The organism is Mesorhizobium sp. 128a (assembly GCF_053848025.1).
Genome location: NZ_JBSPKY010000020.1, coordinates 107,797 through 126,015, shown reverse-complemented (window position 1 = coordinate 126,015; position 18,219 = coordinate 107,797). Strand labels below are relative to the sequence as shown.

Below are 18,219 nucleotides of genomic sequence, written 5' to 3'. Positions count from 1 at the left end.
CGGCGCCGGTGATCATGTTCTTCACATAGTCGGCGTGGCCGGGGCAGTCGACGTGGGCGTAGTGGCGATTGGCCGTCTCGTATTCGACGTGAGCCGTCGAGATCGTGATGCCGCGGGCCTTCTCTTCGGGCGCCGCATCGATCTGGTCGTAGCGCTTGTACTCGCCAAAATACTTCGTGATCGCCGCCGTCAGCGACGTCTTGCCATGGTCAACGTGACCAATCGTGCCGATGTTCACATGAGGCTTAGTGCGCTCGAATTTACCTTTTGCCATGTGATGTCTCCAATCTGCTGCCCGTACGGGCCTTGAATTAAGTTACCGATGCAACCCGTTCAGGTTACGCGTATTTCTTCTGGACTTCCTGGGCGACCGCGGTCGGCACAGGCTCGTAGTGATCGAACTGCATCGTGTAGGCCGCACGGCCCTGGCTCATCGAGCGCAGGTTGTCGACGTACTTGAACATGTTGGCCAGCGGCACCATCGCGTTGATGACAACAGCCACGCCGCGCGCTTCCTGGCCCTGGATCTGACCACGACGGCCGTTCAGGTCGCCGATGACGCTGCCGACATAGTCTTCCGGCGTCACGACTTCGACCTTCATGATCGGCTCGAGCAGCTGCACGCCAAGCTTGGGCGCGGCTTCACGGAAGCAGGCACGGCCGGCGATTTCGAACGCGAGCACCGAGGAGTCGACATCGTGGTAAGCGCCGTCGATGAGCGACGCCTTGACGCCGATCATCGGGAACCCGGCAAACGGGCCAGACGTCATGACGCTGTTGATGCCCTTTTCGACACCGGGGATGTATTCCTTCGGAACCGCACCGCCGACGATCTTGGATTCGAACTCGAACTCGCTGCTTTCCGGGTTCGGCTCGAAGATGATCTTGACGCGGGCGAACTGGCCCGTACCGCCGGTCTGCTTCTTGTGGGTGTAGTCCTGCTCGTGCTTGCGGGTGATCGTCTCGCGATAAGCCACCTGCGGCGCGCCGACATTAGCCTCGACCTTGAACTCGCGACGCATGCGGTCGACGATGATGTCGAGGTGGAGTTCACCCATGCCCGAAATGATGGTCTGGCCCGATTCCTCGTCGGTCTTGACGCGGAAGGACGGATCCTCGGCGGCCAGGCGGTGAAGGGCCAGGCCCATCTTTTCCTGGTCGTTCTTGGTCTTCGGCTCGATAGCGATCTGGATGACCGGATCGGGGAATTCCATGCGCTCGAGGATGACCGGGTGCAGAGGATCGCTGAGCGTATCGCCGGTGGTGGTGTCCTTGAGGCCAGCCAGGGCAACGATGTCGCCGGCAAATGCCTCTTCGACGTCGGCGCGCGAATTCGCATGCATCTGCAGCATGCGGCCGATGCGCTCTTTCTTGCCCTTGACGGTGTTGTCGAGCGAGACGCCCTTGGTCAGCTTGCCCGAATAGATGCGGGCAAAGGTCAGCGAACCGACGAACGGGTCGTTCATGATCTTGAAGGCGAGCATCGACAGCGGCTCGTTGTCGTCGGCGTGACGCTCGATCTCGGCGTCGGTCTTGGCGTCGACGCCCTTGATGGCGGGAACATCGGCCGGCGACGGCAGATATTCGACGACGGCGTCGAGCAGCGGCTGCACGCCCTTGTTCTTGAAGGCCGAGCCGCAGAACATCGGGTAGAACTTGACCGCGATCGTGCCCTTGCGGATCAGCGAACGGATCTCGTCATTCGACGGCATCTTGCCTTCGAGGTAATTCTCGAGCGCCGTCTCGTCCATCTCGACGGCGGCTTCGATCATCTTCTCGCGGTATTCCTCGGCGCGGGCCTTGAGGTCGGCCGGGATCTCGACGACGTCCCAGGCAGCGCCCAGCGTCTCGTCGCGCCAGACCAGCGCGTTCATCTCGACGAGGTCTACGACACCCTTGAACTCGGTCTCGGCGCCGATCGGCAGCTGCATGACGACAGCCTGCGCACCGAGGCGCGAGCCGATCATTTCGACCGAGCGGTAGAAGTCGGCGCCGATCTTGTCCATCTTGTTGCAGAAGATCATGCGCGGAACGCGATACTTGTCGGCCTGGCGCCAGACAGTCTCGGTCTGCGGCTCGACACCGGCATTGGCGTCGAGCAGCGCGATGGCGCCGTCGAGCACGCGCAGCGAACGCTCGACTTCGATGGTGAAGTCGACGTGTCCGGGGGTGTCGATGATGTTGAAGCGGTGCATCTTGCCGTCACGGCCCTTCCAGAAGGTCGTGGTGGCAGCGGACGTGATGGTGATGCCGCGTTCCTGCTCCTGCTCCATCCAGTCCATGGTGGCAGCGCCGTCGTGCACTTCGCCGATCTTGTGCGACTTGCCCGTGTAATAGAGGACGCGCTCGGTGGTCGTCGTCTTGCCGGCGTCAATATGCGCCATGATACCGAAATTGCGGTAGTCTTCGATTTTATATTCGCGGGCCATCGTGGGTGCCTTCTCAGTCTCGTTCGCGCTTTACCAGCGGTAGTGTGCGAAAGCGCGGTTGGCTTCAGCCATCTTGTGGGTGTCTTCGCGCTTCTTCACGGCCGTGCCGCGGTTGTTGGCCGCGTCCATCAGCTCGCCGGAGAGGCGATCGACCATCGTGGTCTCGTTGCGGTTGCGCGCAGCTGCAATCAGCCAGCGGATCGCCAGGGCCTGACGGCGCTCGGGGCGCACGTCGACCGGAACCTGGTAGGTGGCGCCGCCGACGCGGCGCGACCGGACTTCCACATGCGGCGCGACATTGTCGAGCGCCTGATGGAAGACGGTGACCGGCTCCTGCTTGGTCTTCGACTGAACCTGGTCGAGAGCGCCGTAGACGATGGTCTCGGCAACCGACTTCTTGCCGTCATACATGACGGCGTTCATGAACTTGGTGACGATCAGATCGCCGAACTTCGGGTCCGGATTGATCTCACGCTTTTCTGCACTGTGACGACGCGACATGGCTTTTGTCTCTCAATCTCGTAGCCTTGCGCAGCAAAAGCGCGAAGGCCGGAAAATCTTACTTCGGACGCTTGGCGCCGTACTTCGAACGGCGCTGCTTGCGGTTCTTCACGCCCTGCGTGTCGAGCACGCCGCGGATGATGTGGTAGCGCACGCCCGGAAGATCCTTGACGCGGCCGCCGCGGATCATGACCACGGAGTGTTCCTGAAGGTTGTGGCCTTCGCCGGGGATGTAGCCGATCACTTCAAAGCCGTTTGTCAGGCGGATCTTGGCCACCTTGCGCAGTGCCGAGTTCGGCTTCTTCGGCGTCGTTGTATAGACGCGTGTGCAGACGCCCCGCTTCTGCGGGTTCTGCTGCATGGCCGGGACCTTGTTGCGCTTCACCGGCGCAATGCGCGGCTTGCGGATCAGCTGGTTGACGGTAGGCATTAAACCCTCTTGTCTCTCAATTCCGTGTCTCGCCCGGTCAGGGCCGCTCAAAGCGTCAATCCCATACGCAAATTCGGGCCATAAACCGCGCCTCGCGGTCCTGCCCGAACAAAATGCAGAGGAAGCGGAAACCGCTTCATGCGCGCCGGAAATGTCTTTTCGCTCGTAAAACGAACCCTGTTTGAGGCAAACTCCAAAGCGTGTCGCTTCGGAAGGGAGAGCCTCACATCGGTTCTGACTGGGCGGCTTCTACTCGCAAGACCGTGAACCGTCAACCCCGGAGCGCCAAATATTGCGCGCCAAACAGGACGTGGCAGCCATGCGAAAATCGCATGTAATTTTCTTTCGCCATTTTGCAAGAGCGAGGAAGAAAGTAACCGCACAGGCAAGAAAGTGACCGGCTTTTGGCTGTCCTGCGCCGGGGCTTCGTGGCAAAAGGCGCCATGGACAGCGCAAATCCCCTCGCCCGCCCCCGATCCAAGAGGAATCAGCCCGTGAACGACAACGAGGAACGCCCGGTCACCATCATCACCGGCCGCGTCTGGAAAAAGAAGGGCGGCAAGCCGGAAGGCGTGCATGTGATGCTGGTCGCGCCCGACGACGATTCGGCCGTGCGCCGCGCTCTCGAATCGCTCGCCGCCGAAGGCTATGCCGAAGCCGAGCTCGACCAGATCGGCGACATGCAGGGCGAGCCTGACGATGAGCCGCATCTGTCGGCCTTCCAGGGCGCGCTTGAAGGCGAAGTGTCGATCGTGACGTTCGAGGTTCCGCTCTGATCACGACCGCGACCTTTTTCTTCGCGCTCCGCCTCACTTGCCCGGCACGGCTTCTCTGCTAAAAGTCCGACAAATGCCCAATCAGCGGAGTTACCATGCCCTCGACGAAAGACCCCATCAAGCTCGGCATCGTCGGCGTGGGCAAGATCGTGCGCGACCAGCATTTGCCGGCAGTGGCCAAGGATGGGAACTACCACCTGATCGCCGCCGCCAGCCGGCACGGCAAGGTCGACGATATCCCGAACTTCACGACCATTGAAGCGATGCTCGACGCAGTGCCGGAACTCGAGGCCGTGTCGCTGTGCATGCCGCCACAGTATCGCTACGACGCGGCACGCACCGCGTTGATCGCGAAAAAGCATGTCTTCCTGGAGAAGCCGCCGGGCGCCACCGTGAGCGAGGTCGAGGACCTGAAGCGGCTGGCAGAGGCCAATGGGGTGACGCTGTTCGCCAGCTGGCATTCGCGCTACGCGCCGGCGGTCGAGGCCGCGCGGACTTTTCTGAGCTCAGCCAAAATCAGCTCGGCCGCCATCGTCTGGAAGGAGGATGTCCGCCGTTGGCACCCGAACCAGGACTGGATCTGGGCGCCGGGCGGCTTCGGCGTCTTCGATCCCGGCATCAACGCCCTGTCGATCGCGACCCACATCCTGCCGGCGATGTTCATCACCTCGGCCGTTCTCGACTTTCCAGAAAACCGCGCCTCGCCAGTCGCGGCCCATGTCAATTTCCGCACCTCCGATGGGTTGCCGGTAACCATGGAGCTTGACTGGCTGCAGACCGGCCCGCAGAGCTGGGACATTCTGGCCGATACCGACAGGGGCAAGATGGTGCTCTCCGGCGGCGGCACCAGGCTCGCCGTAGACGGCAAGGTGGTTCACGACGAGCCGGAAGCCGAATATCCCCAGCTCTACCGACGCTTCTCCGAGATCGTGCGCGCCGGCATTTCCGACGTCGACCTGGCGCCCCTGCAGCACGTCGCCGACGCCTTCATGCTCGGCAAGCGCAACGTGGTCGAGGCGTTTTTCGATTGAGGTGAGCGGCGGCCGCCCGCCGCTGCCGATGCCTCACTCAACGATTGCGATGGCAAAGCCGTCATAGCCCTTGGCGCCGACGGTCTGGATGGCGGTGCCGTCCAGGCGCTTCTCGCCGCCGATAAAGGAAAATGCGGCGCGTGCGCCTTCGACATAGGCGTCACGGCCATCGTCGTTGAGCACCGTACCGTCTCGGACGACGTTGTCGCAGACGATAACCGTGCCTGGCCGTGACAGGCGCATCGCCCAGCTGAGATAGTTCGGATTGTTCGGCTTGTCGGCGTCGATGAAGATCAGGTCGAACGGCCCGGCATTTTCGCTCTCCAGCGTCTCAAGTGTTTGCAGCGCCGGCCCGGTCCGCAGGTCGACCTTGTCCGACACCCCTGCCCGCTCGAAATTCGAGCGCGCAACCTTTGCGTGGTGCGGGTCGAGTTCGAGCGTGACTACCTTGCCGTCGGCCGGCAATCCCCTTGCCATCCAGATAGTCGAGTAGCCACCGAGCGTGCCGATCTCCAGCACCCGCTTCGCGCCGCGGATGCGCACAAGAAGCGAAAGCAGCTTGCCCTGCGCGGCAGAGACGTCGATGGCCGGCAGGCCCTGTTTGCGATTGGTTGCGATCACCGCGTCAAGCACGGGATCCGCTTCGAAAAGAGACGAGACGATGTAGTCGTCGACGGCCGTCCAGGTCTTGGTGCTCATGATGCTTCCCTTGTTCGTAAGGCCAAAACGCGAAAAGGGGCCGCTTGGGCCCCTTTTCCTTTTCTCGTCCACCGCGCCTACTGCGCGGCGTTGACCATGTCGGTCAGCATCGGGTCGGCGACTTCGACACCGGAGGCCTTGCGGCGCTCGTCGATGATCAGTTCGTCGCGCGAGGTGGCGATGCGCCGGATCTGGCTCATCGTGCCGCCGGTACCGGCCGGGATCAGCCGGCCGACGATGACGTTTTCCTTCAGGCCCTGCAGCATGTCGGTCTTGCCGGCGACCGCAGCTTCCGTCAGCACCCTGGTCGTCTCCTGGAAGGATGCGGCCGAGATGAAGGACGGCGTCTGCAGCGAGGCCTTGGTGATGCCGAGCAGCACCGGCTGGCCTTCGGCCGGCTTCTTGCCGTCCTCGATCAGGCGCTCGTTGACCTCTTCCAGTTCGATCACGTCGACGTGGTCGCCCGGAATGTAGGTCGAGTCGCCCTGCGTGGTGATCTCGACCTTCTGCAGCATCTGGCGAACGATCACCTCGATGTGCTTGTCGTTGATCGACACGCCCTGCAGGCGGTAGACTTCCTGGATTTCGTTCACGAGGTAGGAAGCAAGTGCTTCCACGCCCTTGATCGCCAGGATGTCGTGCGGCGCCGGATTGCCGTCGAGGATGTAGTCGCCCTTCTCGATGACGTCGCCGTCCTGGAGATGGAACGGCTTGCCCTTCGGGATCAGGTATTCGACCGGCTCAAGCGTCGAGTCATGCGGCTCGATGATGATGCGGCGCTTGTTCTTGTAGTCGCGGCCGAAGCGGATCGTGCCATCGATCTCGGCGATGATGGCGTGATCCTTCGGACGGCGTGCCTCGAACAGTTCGGCAACACGCGGCAGACCGCCGGTGATGTCCTTGGTCTTGGCGCTTTCCATCGGGATACGCGCCAGCACGTCGCCGGGGCGAACCTGCGAACCCGGCTCGACCGAGAGAATGGCCTCGACCGAGAGCAGGAAGCGGGCGTCGCCACCCTTCGACAGCTTGCCGACCTTGCCCTTGCCATCCAGGATGGCAATCGCCGGCTTGAGGTCGTTGCCGCGCGGCGTCGAACGCCAGTCGATGACCTCGCGCTTGGTGATGCCGGTCGATTCGTCGGCCGTTTCCTGAACGGAAATGCCGTCGACCAGATCCTCGTACGCCACCTTGCCCTCGATTTCGGTGAGGACCGGGCGGGTATAGGGATCCCACTCGGCGATACGCTGGCCGCGCTTCACCTTGTCGCCATCGTCCACGAAGATACGCGAACCATAGGTAACGCGGTGCGTGGCGCGTTCCTTGCCGGCTTCGTCGAGGATCAACACCGCCATGTTGCGGCCCATGACCATCTGCTGGCCGTCCGAGTTGCGCACCACGTTGCGGTTGCGGATCTCGACCTTGCCCTCATACGAGGCTTCAAGGAACGAGGAGTCCACCACCTGCGCCGTCCCGCCCATGTGGAAGGTACGCATGGTGAGCTGGGTGCCCGGCTCGCCGATCGACTGCGCCGCGATGACGCCAACTGCTTCGCCCTGGTTGACCGGGGTGCCGCGGGCCAGATCGCGTCCGTAGCAGACCGCGCAGACGCCGACCCTGACTTCGCACGTCAGCGCCGAACGGATGCGGACCGACTGCACGCCGGCCTTTTCGATCTGCTCCACGTCACGCTCGTCCATCAGCGTTCCGGCCTTGACCAGAACTTCGCCCGAAACCGGGTGCGTGATGTCGTCGAGCGACGTACGGCCCAGCACGCGCTGGCCGACCGAAGCGACGACCTGACCGGCATCGACGATCGGCTGCATGGTGAGGCCCTTGTCGGTGCCGCAATCCACGGAGTTGACTATGCAGTCCTGCGCCACGTCGACCAGACGACGGGTGAGGTAACCCGAGTTCGCCGTCTTCAAGGCGGTGTCGGCCAGACCCTTGCGGGCGCCGTGGGTCGAGTTGAAGTACTCGAGCACGGTCAGGCCTTCCTTGAAGTTCGAGATGATCGGCGTCTCAATGATTTCACCCGACGGCTTGGCCATCAGGCCGCGCATGCCGGCGAGCTGGCGCATCTGGGTGGGCGAACCGCGCGCACCCGAATGCGACATCATGTAGATCGAGTTCATCGGCTTCTGACGGCCATTGTCCTCGAACTCCACGGCCTTGATGCGGGCCATCATTTCGTCGGCGACCTTTTCCGAGCACTTGGCCCAGGCGTCGACGACCTTGTTGTACTTCTCGCCCTGCGTGATCAGACCGTCATTGTACTGCTGCTCGTATTCCTTGGCCAAAGCCTCGGTGTCGGAGACCAGCTTGATCTTGGCGTCCGGGATCAGCATGTCGTCCTTGCCGAACGAAATGCCGGCGCGGCAGGCATGGCCGAAGCCGAGTGCCATGATGCGGTCGCAGAAAATGACCGTCTCCTTCTGACCGCAATGGCGGTAGACGGTGTCGATCATCTTGGAGATGTTCTTCTTGGTCATCTCCTGGTTGGCGGTCTCGTAAGGCACGTTGACGTTCTTCGGCAGCAGTTCGCCGATGATCATGCGGCCAGGCGTGGTGTCATAAATCTTCGACACGACCTTGCCTTCGGCGTCGACCGAACGGAAGCGACCCTTGATCTTGGCGTGCAGGGTGACGGCCTTGGTCTCGAGCGCATGCTGGAGTTCGCCCATGTCGGCAAACACCATGCCTTCGCCCGGCTCGTTCTGATTGACGATCGAGAGATAGTAGAGACCCAGAACCATGTCCTGCGACGGCACGATGATCGGCGCGCCGGAAGCCGGATGCAGGATGTTGTTGGTCGACATCATCAGCACGCGGGCTTCAAGCTGAGCCTCGAGCGACAGCGGCACGTGAACGGCCATCTGATCGCCGTCGAAGTCGGCGTTGAAGGCCGTGCAGACCAGCGGATGCAGCTGGATCGCCTTGCCTTCGATCAGGATCGGCTCGAACGCCTGGATGCCGAGGCGGTGCAGCGTCGGCGCGCGGTTCAAGAGCACCGGATGCTCGCGGATGACCTCGTCGAGGATATCCCATACTTCCGGACGCTCCTTCTCGACCAGCTTCTTGGCCTGCTTGACGGTCGAGGAGAAACCCTTGGCGTCGAGGCGGGCGTAGATGAAGGGCTTGAACAGTTCGAGCGCCATCTTCTTCGGCAGGCCGCACTGGTGCAGCTTGAGCTCCGGACCGGTGACGATGACCGAACGGCCCGAATAGTCGACGCGCTTGCCGAGCAGGTTCTGGCGGAACCGGCCCTGCTTGCCCTTCAACATATCGGACAACGACTTCAGCGGACGCTTGTTGGCGCCGGTAATGACGCGGCCGCGGCGGCCGTTGTCGAACAGAGCGTCGACGGCTTCCTGCAGCATGCGCTTTTCATTGCGCACGATGATGCCGGGCGCGCGCAACTCGATCAGCCGCTTCAGGCGGTTGTTGCGGTTGATGACGCGGCGATAGAGGTCGTTCAGATCGGACGTGGCGAAGCGGCCGCCGTCCAGCGGGACGAGCGGGCGCAGGTCCGGCGGGATCACCGGAACCACCTTCATGATCATCCATTCCGGACGGTTGCCGGATTCCATGAAGTTCTCGACGACCTTGAGCCGCTTCAGGTACTTCTTCTGCTTCAGTTCGGACGTGGTCGAAGCCAGTTCCGAACGCAGGTCGCCGGCGATCTTCTCCAGGTCCATGCCGGCCAGAAGGTCATGAATGGCCTCGGCGCCGATCATGGCGGTGAAGGAATCCTCGCCATACTCGTCGACGGCGATCATGTACTCTTCCTCGCTGAGCAGCTGGTGCTCCTTCAGCGCGGTGAGGCCAGGCTCGGTGACGATGTAGTTCTCGAAGTAAAGGACGCGCTCGATGTCCTTCAGGGTCATGTCGAGCAGCGTGCCGATGCGCGACGGCAGCGACTTCAGGAACCAGATGTGAGCGACAGGTGCTGCCAGCTCGATATGGCCCATGCGCTCGCGGCGAACGCGCGACAGCGTGACCTCGACGCCGCACTTCTCGCAGATGACGCCCTTGTACTTCATGCGCTTGTACTTGCCGCACAGGCACTCATAGTCCTTGATCGGGCCAAAAATGCGCGCGCAGAACAGACCGTCACGCTCCGGCTTGAAGGTGCGGTAGTTGATGGTCTCCGGCTTCTTGATCTCGCCGAACGACCAGGACAGAATCTTCTCAGGGCTGGCGAGCGATATCCGGATGGAATCGAACACCTGCGCCGGCGCCTGCGGATTGAAGAGATTCATGACCTCTTGGTTCATGCCGTTCTCCTTTTCGGGGTCCTCGAAAACCCCTTGCATCTAACGCGGGCCAAATGCCCGCTGAGTGGTCGGCCCACCGGCCGTAGAATTCGATAGGCGCGCCGCGGCTTTCCGCGGCGCGCCGTTGCCTTACTCGGCTGCGTCAGGCAACCGGACAGGGTTGTCGTCGAGCTTGGTGTTCTCCAATTCGACATTGAGGCCGAGAGACCGCATTTCCTTGACGAGTACGTTGAAGCTCTCCGGAATGCCGGCTTCGAACGTGTCGTCGCCGCGCACGATCGCCTCGTAGACCTTGGTGCGGCCGGCGACGTCGTCCGACTTCACTGTCAGCATTTCCTGCAGCGTGTAGGCGGCGCCGTAGGCTTCCAGCGCCCAGACCTCCATTTCGCCGAAGCGCTGGCCACCGAACTGCGCCTTGCCGCCCAGCGGCTGCTGTGTGACGAGCGAGTACGGACCGATCGAACGCGCGTGGATCTTGTCGTCCACCAAGTGGTGAAGCTTGAGCATATAGATATAGCCCATCGTCACCTTGCGATCGAACGGCTCGCCGGTGCGTCCGTCATAGAGCTGCGACTGACCGCTGGTGTGCAGGCCTGCCTGCTCCAGCATGACGTTGATGTCGACCTCATGCGCGCCGTCGAACACCGGCGTCGCGATGGAGACGCCGCGGCGCATCTGCTCGCTGAGGCGAACGATGCTCTCGTCGTCATACTCGCGGACCGGCTCGTTGCGGTCGTTGGCCGGAATGAAGCTTTCCAGCGTCTTGCGCAGCGGCTTGATGTCGCCACCCGCCTTGTAGGCTTCAATCAGCTCGCCGATCTTCTTGCCCATGCCCGCGCATGCCCAGCCCAGGTGCGTTTCCAGGATCTGGCCGACATTCATGCGGCTCGGCACACCCAGCGGGTTGAGCACGATATCGGCATGAGTGCCGTCTTCCAGGAAAGGCATGTCCTCGACCGGAACGATGCGAGACACGACACCCTTGTTGCCGTGACGCCCGGCCATCTTGTCGCCCGGCTGCATCTTGCGCTTCACAGCCACGAAGACCTTGACCATCTTCATGACGCCCGGAGGCATTTCGTCGCCGCGCTGGACCTTCTCGACCTTGTCCATGAAGCGCTGCTCGAGCGCCTTCTTGGAGTCGTCGTACTGGCCACGCAGGGCTTCCAGTTCGCTCTGGAGCTTTTCGTTCTCCACCGCAAACTGCCACCACTGCGAACGCGGATACTCATCCAGCGTGTCCTTCGACAGCTTCGATCCCTTCTTGAAGCCCTTCGGCCCGGCAATCGCTTCCTTGCCGACAAGAACGTCGGAAAGGCGCGAATAGACGTTGCGGTCGAGGATCGCCTGCTCGTCGTCGCGGTCCTTAGCGAGGCGTTCGATCTCCTCGCGTTCGATCGCCATGGCGCGCTCGTCCTTCTCGACGCCGTGACGGTTGAAGACGCGCACTTCGACAACGGTGCCGAAGGTGCCCGGAGGCATGCGCATCGAGGTGTCGCGAACGTCGGACGCCTTTTCACCGAAGATGGCGCGCAGGAGCTTTTCTTCCGGCGTCATCGGGCTTTCGCCCTTCGGCGTGATCTTGCCGACCAGGATGTCGCCCGGCTGCACTTCCGCGCCGATATAGACGATGCCGGCTTCGTCGAGGTTCTTCAGCGCTTCTTCCGAAACGTTCGGAATGTCGCGCGTGATTTCCTCCGGTCCGAGCTTGGTGTCGCGGGCCATGACCTCGAACTCCTCGATGTGGATCGAGGTGAAGACGTCGTCGGCCACGATGCGCTCGGAGAGCAGGATCGAGTCCTCGTAGTTGTAGCCATTCCACGGCATGAACGCGACCAGCACGTTGCGGCCGAGCGCCAGATCGCCGAGCTCGGTCGACGGACCGTCGGCAATGATGTCGCCCTTGTTGACGCGGTCGCCCATGCGCACCAGCGGACGCTGATTGATGCAGGTGTTCTGGTTCGAACGCTGGAACTTCATCAGCCGGTAGATGTCGACGCCCGACTTGCCGGGATCGAGATCTTCCGTGGCACGGATGACGATACGCGTCGCGTCCACCTGGTCGACGATGCCGCCGCGGCGGGCACCGATGGCGGCGCCCGAGTCACGGGCGACGACCGGCTCCATGCCGGTGCCGACGAACGGCGCTTCGGCGCGCACCAGCGGCACGGCCTGACGCTGCATGTTGGAGCCCATCAGCGCGCGGTTGGCGTCGTCGTTCTCGAGGAACGGGATGAGCGCTGCGGCCACGGACACCATCTGCTTGGGCGACACGTCCATCAGATCGACGTTTTCGCGCGGCGCCATCATCACTTCGCCGGCGCTGCGGCAAATGACGAATTCGTCGACGAAACCACCATTCTTGTCGAGCTCGGCATTGGCCTGCGCAACGTGGTGCTTGGACTCTTCCATAGCGGAGAGATAGACGACCTCATTGGTCAGCTTGCCGTTGACGATCTTGCGGTACGGGCTTTCGATGAAGCCGTACTTGTTGACGCGCGCGAAGGTCGCCAGCGAGTTGATCAGACCGATATTCGGGCCTTCCGGCGTCTCGATCGGGCAGATGCGGCCGTAATGCGTCGGGTGCACGTCGCGCACCTCGAAGCCGGCGCGCTCGCGGGTCAGACCGCCCGGTCCAAGCGCCGACAGGCGGCGCTTGTGGGTGATCTCCGACAGCGGGTTGGTCTGATCCATGAACTGCGACAGCTGCGAGGAACCGAAGAACTCGCGCACGGCGGCAGCCGCCGGCTTGGCGTTGATCAGGTCCTGCGGCATCACCGTATCGATCTCGATCGAGGACATACGCTCCTTGATCGCGCGCTCCATGCGCAGCAGGCCGACGCGGTACTGGTTCTCCATCAGCTCGCCGACAGAACGCACGCGGCGGTTGCCGAGATTGTCGATGTCATCGATCTCGCCCTTGCCGTCGCGCAGTTCGACCAGCGTCTTGACCACGGCCAGGATGTCGTCCTTGCGCAGCACGCGCACGGTGTCCTCGGCCTTGAGCTCGAGGCGCATGTTCATCTTGACGCGGCCGACGGCCGACAGATCGTAGCGCTCGCTGTCGAAGAACAGCGAGTTGAACATGGCTTCCGCGGTTTCCAGCGTCGGCGGCTCGCCGGGGCGCATGACACGATAGATGTCGAACAGCGCGTCCTGGCGGCTCTCGTTCTTGTCGACGTTGAGCGTGTTGCGGATATAGGCGCCGACATTGACGTGGTCGATGTCGAGAACCTTGATCTCCTGCTCACCGGTGCCGAGCAGCACCTTCAGCGTCTTCTCGTCGATCTCGTCCCCTGCTTCGAGGAAGATCTCGCCGGTGCCGTAATTGACGATGTCTTCAGCCAGGTAATTGCCGAGCAGATCCTCGTCGGTCGCCTTGATCGCCTTCAGACCCTTCTCGCCAAGCGCCCTTGCCTGGCGGGCCGTGATCTTCTTGCCCTGCTCGACGACGATCTCGCCGGAGTCGGCATCGACCAGGTCGCCGACAGCCTTGAGGCCGCGGAAACGCTCCACGTTGAACGGAATGCGCCAATGATCGCCGGCGCGCTTGTAGGTGATCTTGTTGTAGAAGGTAGACAGGATCTCTTCGCCGTCCATGCCAAGCGCCATCAACAGCGACGTCACCGGGATCTTGCGGCGGCGGTCGATGCGGGCGTGCACGACGTCCTTGGAATCGAACTCGATGTCGAGCCACGAACCCCGATACGGGATGACGCGCGCGGCAAACAAAAGCTTGCCCGACGAGTGCGACTTGCCCTTGTCGTGGTCGAAGAAGACGCCCGGCGAACGGTGCATCTGCGAGACGATGACGCGCTCGGTGCCGTTGACGATGAAGGTGCCGTTCAAGGTCATGAGCGGCATGTCGCCCATGTAGACGTCCTGCTCCTTGATGTCCTTGATCGACTTGGCGCCGGTATCCTCGTCGATATCGAACACGATGAGGCGCAGCGTCACCTTCAGCGGCGCGGCATAGGTCAGGTCGCGCTGACGGCATTCGTCAACGTCGAATTTCGGTCCTTCGAACTCGTACTTCACGAACTCCAGCATCGAGGAGCCGGAGAAATCGGAGATCGGGAAGACCGACTTGAAAACAGCCTGCAGTCCTTCGTCCGGACGGCCGCCCTTGGGCTCGTCCACCATCAGGAACTGGTCATAGGATGCCTTTTGAACCTCGATCAGGTTCGGCATCTCCGCAACTTCCGGGATCTTTCCGAAGAACTTGCGTACGCGTCTGCGGCCATTGAAAGTCTGGGTCTGGGCCATCGTCGCTCCTTAGCTCTAAACTCGGGACGAGCCTCGCCGCGGCTCGCCTTGCATACTGAGCCGCCTGGGCAGCGGCCCTCTGTCTGTTTCTCCGGCAGGCTGCCGGTAAAACGGGAGAAAACCCGTTTCCTGAAGGCCGGTTTCGGCCCTCAGGAAAGAGGTTCCCGTACATCTCGCGCTACGCATCCTCCCTTCCGCGAAGGGAGTGGCGGACGGCGCGAGGCCGCCCGCCGCTTTTACGCTTACTTCAGGTCGACCTTGGCGCCGGCTGCTTCCAGCTGCGCCTTGAACTTCTCAGCGTCAGCCTTGGAAACGCCTTCCTTGACCGGCTTCGGAGCTGCTTCGACCAGATCCTTGGCTTCCTTGAGGCCCAGGCCGGTGATGGCGCGGACTTCCTTGATGACGTTGATCTTCTGAGCGCCTGCCTCGGTGAGGACGACGTCGAATTCCGTCTTTTCCTCGGCCGGAGCAGCAGCAGCGGCAGCGCCGCCAGCAGCGGCAACCGCCACCGGAGCAGCAGCCGAAACGCCCCACTTTTCTTCAAGAAGCTTCGACAGCTCGGCCGCCTCGAGGACGGTCAGCTTCGAAAGGTCGTCTACGATCTTTGCCAGATCAGCCATTGTTGTATTCCTTCATCAGGTTCGAACGTGTGTTTGTGATAGCGAGGAACGGCCTCATGCCGCCTCGTCCTTCCGGGCGTAAGCGCCGATGACGCGCGCGACCGAAGCCGCTGGCGCATTGACGATCTGGGCGATCCGGGTTGCCGGCGTGGCGATCATGCCAACCAGCCTGGCGCGCAGCTCATCGAGCGACGGAAGTGTGGCGAGTGCCTTCACACCGTCGGCGTTGAGCGAGGTGGTGCCCATTGCGCCGCCGAGAATGACCAACTTGTCATTTCCCTTGGCGAAATCGGACGCGACCTTCGGCGCCGCAATCGGATCCTCCGAATAAGCGATCAGCGTCTGTCCCTTGAACAGGTCGATGATCGATGCGGAGTCCGTGCCCTGAAGAGCGATTTTGGCGAGACGGTTCTTCGCGACTTTGACGGTGCCACCGGCAGCGCGCATTTTCGACCGAAGGTCGTTCATTTGCGCGACGGTGATACCGGCGTAGTGGGCCACGACGACTGAACCAGCGCCTGCAAAAGCACCATTCAGGCCCGTGACGAGTTCGCGTTTTTCCGCTCTGTCCACTGCCTATCTCCAGTTGACCCCTGCCCTTATGGAGGACAGGCGTCGGGTTGCCTTTTTGCCGGCCGGGCCATCCAGTAACGGATCTCCCGAACGACGCTCGAGGATCCTGCCCCCTTTCGCCACATCGACAGTCAAGCCGGCGATGCGCAGACAAAAGGCAAACACGGTTCGAACCTTTCATTGGAGCTTGTTGCTCCGTTGTCAGGTTTTCACCCGTCTCATGCAGGCCCAATTGAATTAAGGCTTCTGGGCCGCCTGCAATCTCGGACAGGATGTCCGGAAACCTCTCGGTTTCCGGTACCGGGCCGCCGACAAGTCGGAGGCCCGGAATTCACTTGCGGATCAGCGCTTTAGCGGCCGATCCAAATGTTCGTATCAGGACGCTGCGAGCGTCGAGACGTCGAGCTTGAGGCCCGGGCCCATCGTCGAGGTGACAGACACCTTCTTGACGTAGTTGCCCTTGGCGCCAGCCGGCTTCGCCTTGGTCACCGCATCGGCGAAGGCGCGGATGTTTTCTTCCAGCGCCTTGACGTCGAACGAGACCTTGCCGACGCCGGCCTGGACGATGCCGGCCTTCTCGACGCGGAACTCGACAGCGCCGCCCTTCGATGCCTTGACGGCCGCGGCGACGTCGGTGGTGACGGTGCCGACCTTCGGGTTCGGCATCATGCCGCGCGGGCCGAGCACCTTGCCCAGACGGCCGACCAGCGGCATCATGTCCGGCGTGGCGATGCAGCGATCGAAGTCGATCGTGCCCTTCTGGACGATCTCGACCAGATCCTCGGCACCGACGATGTCGGCGCCGGCGGCTTTGGCTTCCTCGGCCTTGTCGCCACGTGCGAACACGGCCACGCGGACCGAGCGGCCGGTGCCGTTCGGCAGGTTGACCACGCCGCGGACCATCTGGTCGGCGTGACGCGGGTCGACGCCGAGGTTCATCGCGACTTCGATGGTCTCGTCGAACTTCACCGTCGAACGGTCCTTGAGCAGCTTCAGCGCTTCACCCAGGGCATAAGCCTTGTTGGGATCGATGCCTTCGCGGGTCTTCGATACACGCTTTGCAAGTTTTGCCATGATCTCAGCCCACCACTTCCAGACCCATCGAGCGGGCGGAGCCCTCGACCATGCGCATGGCCGCTTCGACGTCGTTTGCGTTCAGATCCTTCATCTTCTGCTCGGCGATGGCGCGCACCTTGTCGCGGCCGATCGTGCCGACCTTGACCTTGCCCGGCTCCTTGGAGCCCGACTTCAGGTTCGCAGCCTTCTTCAGGAAGTAGCTCACCGGCGGCGTCTTCATGACGAAGGTGAACGACTTGTCCTGGTAGTAGGTGATGACGACCGGAATCGGCGATCCCTTTTCCATTTCCTGGGTCTGCGCGTTGAACGCCTTGCAGAATTCCATGATGTTGATGCCGCGCTGACCAAGCGCCGGGCCGATCGGGGGCGACGGCGTAGCCGAGCCCGCGGCAACCTGGAGCTTGAGCTGGCCTGCAATTTTCTTAGCCATCTCTATTCCTGCCTTTGTCTATGCCGGCCCCATCTGGGAAACGCCGGCGGTTGCAGTCTGGTGGTGCGGTTCGCGCGGCCGGCTAAAGCCGCCTTCGCCTCCCACCCGTTCATGGCCGCGCGGTTTCCCGCACCGCCTCCCCTTGCCGGCGAACCGGCGCAGGGTTTTCGGATCAGCCCTTTTCGACCTGTCCGAATTCCAGATCGACGGGCACGGCGCGCCCGAAGATCGAAACTTCCACCTTGAGCCGCGCCCGCTCCTCGTCCACTTCCTGGACGAAACCGTTGAACGAGGCGAACGGACCATCCGAAACGCGGATCGCCTCGCCGATCTCGAAGGTGACCGACGGCTTCGGCCGCTCGACGCCTTCCTGGACCTGGTTCAGGATCCGCTGCGCTTCCGCCTCGGTGATCGGCACCGGCTTGGAGTCACCGAGAAAACCGGTGACCTTCGGCGTGTTCTTGACCAGCGAGAACACCGCGTCGGTCAGGTTGGCCTTGAGCAGCACATAGCCCGGAAAGAACTTGCGCTCGGCATCGACCTTGCGGCCGCGGCGGATTTCGACGACCTTCTCGGTCGGCACCACGATCTGCTCGATATCGCCGGACAGGCCCTTCTGCTTGGCCTTGTTCTCAATGTCCTCGGCGACCTTTTTTTCAAAGTTCGAATAGGCGTGGACGATGTACCACCGCGCGGTCATTTCAAGACTTCTCCGTATTCGCCGAACTTAATGGCCGAGGCTCAGTAGCCGCTCGATCGCGTAGCCCATGGCCACGTCGGCGGTGAAGAAAAAGATCATCGCGATGACCGCAAACACGAGCACCATCACCGTCGAGATCATCGTCTCCCGGCGCGACGGCCAAGTCACCTTGGCGGTCTCCGCGCGGACCTGCTGGAGAAAGACGAAAGGATTTGTGGTTTTCGAAGCCATATGCCGCTCTGTCTTCAAGACCCGTTGGCCGGGTCTCCTGGATGATCCCGCTGGCCGGGACGTGCCGCCTGGGTTTCAAGTCAGCGCCGAATCAGCGCAACCATTTCGCCCATGCAAATCGGACGCGTAAAGCCGGCTTCCCAGCTCCACGCGTCGCGTGTCTGTTGTGTCTACATAAAACC

At 62.3% G+C, this 18,219-nt stretch carries 15 protein-coding genes; 2 read left to right on the top strand and 13 right to left on the bottom strand.

Translation table 11 applies throughout. The annotated features are described in order from the left end of the window. From ACWTU9_RS27210 to rpsL, 4 genes are all read right to left on the bottom strand, one after another. Positions 1-274 (bottom strand): GTP-binding protein (locus tag ACWTU9_RS27210; RefSeq protein ID WP_023680449.1); only part of this gene is annotated, 274 nt, incomplete at its 3' end. 64 nt (positions 275-338) lie between these two features. Then, on the bottom strand, positions 339-2,429 hold the full coding sequence (gene fusA / locus ACWTU9_RS27205) for an elongation factor G (RefSeq protein WP_454578428.1): 2,091 nt from the start codon (positions 2,427-2,429) through the stop codon (positions 339-341). 30 nt (positions 2,430-2,459) lie between these two features. Beyond that, on the bottom strand, positions 2,460-2,930 hold the full coding sequence (rpsG, locus tag ACWTU9_RS27200; protein WP_008875664.1) for a 30S ribosomal protein S7: 471 nt from the start codon (positions 2,928-2,930) through the stop codon (positions 2,460-2,462). A 58-nt stretch (positions 2,931-2,988) separates the two neighbouring features. After that, entirely contained in the window at positions 2,989-3,360 is a 372-nt protein-coding gene (gene rpsL, locus ACWTU9_RS27195) for a 30S ribosomal protein S12 (RefSeq protein ID WP_006333356.1), read from the bottom strand. Between the two features lie 494 nt (positions 3,361-3,854). Between rpsL and ACWTU9_RS27190 the strand changes: the two genes are divergently transcribed. Then, a complete protein-coding gene (locus ACWTU9_RS27190; protein WP_455861010.1) occupies positions 3,855-4,136 on the top strand; it encodes a transcriptional regulator in 282 nt (93 codons plus the stop codon). Between the two features lie 95 nt (positions 4,137-4,231). After that, entirely contained in the window at positions 4,232-5,167 is a 936-nt protein-coding gene (locus tag ACWTU9_RS27185) for a Gfo/Idh/MocA family protein (RefSeq protein ID WP_455861009.1), read from the top strand. Between the two features lie 33 nt (positions 5,168-5,200). Here the strand turns inward: ACWTU9_RS27185 and ACWTU9_RS27180 are convergent, their stop codons facing one another. The 9 genes from ACWTU9_RS27180 to secE form a co-directional block, all read right to left on the bottom strand. Then, positions 5,201-5,866, bottom strand: coding sequence for an O-methyltransferase (locus tag ACWTU9_RS27180; protein WP_455861008.1), 666 nt, complete (start codon positions 5,864-5,866; stop codon positions 5,201-5,203). Between the two features lie 77 nt (positions 5,867-5,943). After that, positions 5,944-10,140, bottom strand: coding sequence for a DNA-directed RNA polymerase subunit beta' (gene rpoC / locus ACWTU9_RS27175; RefSeq protein WP_454578432.1), 4,197 nt, complete (start codon positions 10,138-10,140; stop codon positions 5,944-5,946). 129 nt (positions 10,141-10,269) lie between these two features. Next, positions 10,270-14,406, bottom strand: a complete 4,137-nt coding sequence (rpoB, locus tag ACWTU9_RS27170) for a DNA-directed RNA polymerase subunit beta (RefSeq protein WP_455861007.1) — start codon at positions 14,404-14,406, stop codon at positions 10,270-10,272. Between the two features lie 242 nt (positions 14,407-14,648). Continuing rightward, positions 14,649-15,026 (bottom strand): 50S ribosomal protein L7/L12, encoded by a 378-nt coding sequence (gene rplL, locus ACWTU9_RS27165; protein ID WP_142864855.1) that lies wholly within the window; start codon positions 15,024-15,026, stop codon positions 14,649-14,651. 54 nt (positions 15,027-15,080) lie between these two features. Further along, the gene (gene rplJ / locus ACWTU9_RS27160) at positions 15,081-15,599 is read right to left on the bottom strand and encodes a 50S ribosomal protein L10 (RefSeq protein WP_023667437.1); all 519 of its coding nucleotides are present in this window, start codon (positions 15,597-15,599) and stop codon (positions 15,081-15,083) included. Positions 15,600-15,974: 375 nt separating this feature from the next. Beyond that, on the bottom strand, positions 15,975-16,673 hold the full coding sequence (rplA, locus tag ACWTU9_RS27155; RefSeq protein WP_112566728.1) for a 50S ribosomal protein L1: 699 nt from the start codon (positions 16,671-16,673) through the stop codon (positions 15,975-15,977). 4 nt (positions 16,674-16,677) lie between these two features. Beyond that, entirely contained in the window at positions 16,678-17,106 is a 429-nt protein-coding gene (gene rplK, locus ACWTU9_RS27150; RefSeq protein WP_112566731.1) for a 50S ribosomal protein L11, read from the bottom strand. A 172-nt stretch (positions 17,107-17,278) separates the two neighbouring features. Further along, positions 17,279-17,806, bottom strand: a complete 528-nt coding sequence (gene nusG, locus ACWTU9_RS27145; protein ID WP_125006877.1) for a transcription termination/antitermination protein NusG — start codon at positions 17,804-17,806, stop codon at positions 17,279-17,281. Between the two features lie 27 nt (positions 17,807-17,833). Continuing rightward, on the bottom strand, positions 17,834-18,037 hold the full coding sequence (gene secE, locus ACWTU9_RS27140) for a preprotein translocase subunit SecE (protein WP_023667439.1): 204 nt from the start codon (positions 18,035-18,037) through the stop codon (positions 17,834-17,836). Between the last annotated feature and the right edge of the window lie 182 nt (positions 18,038-18,219).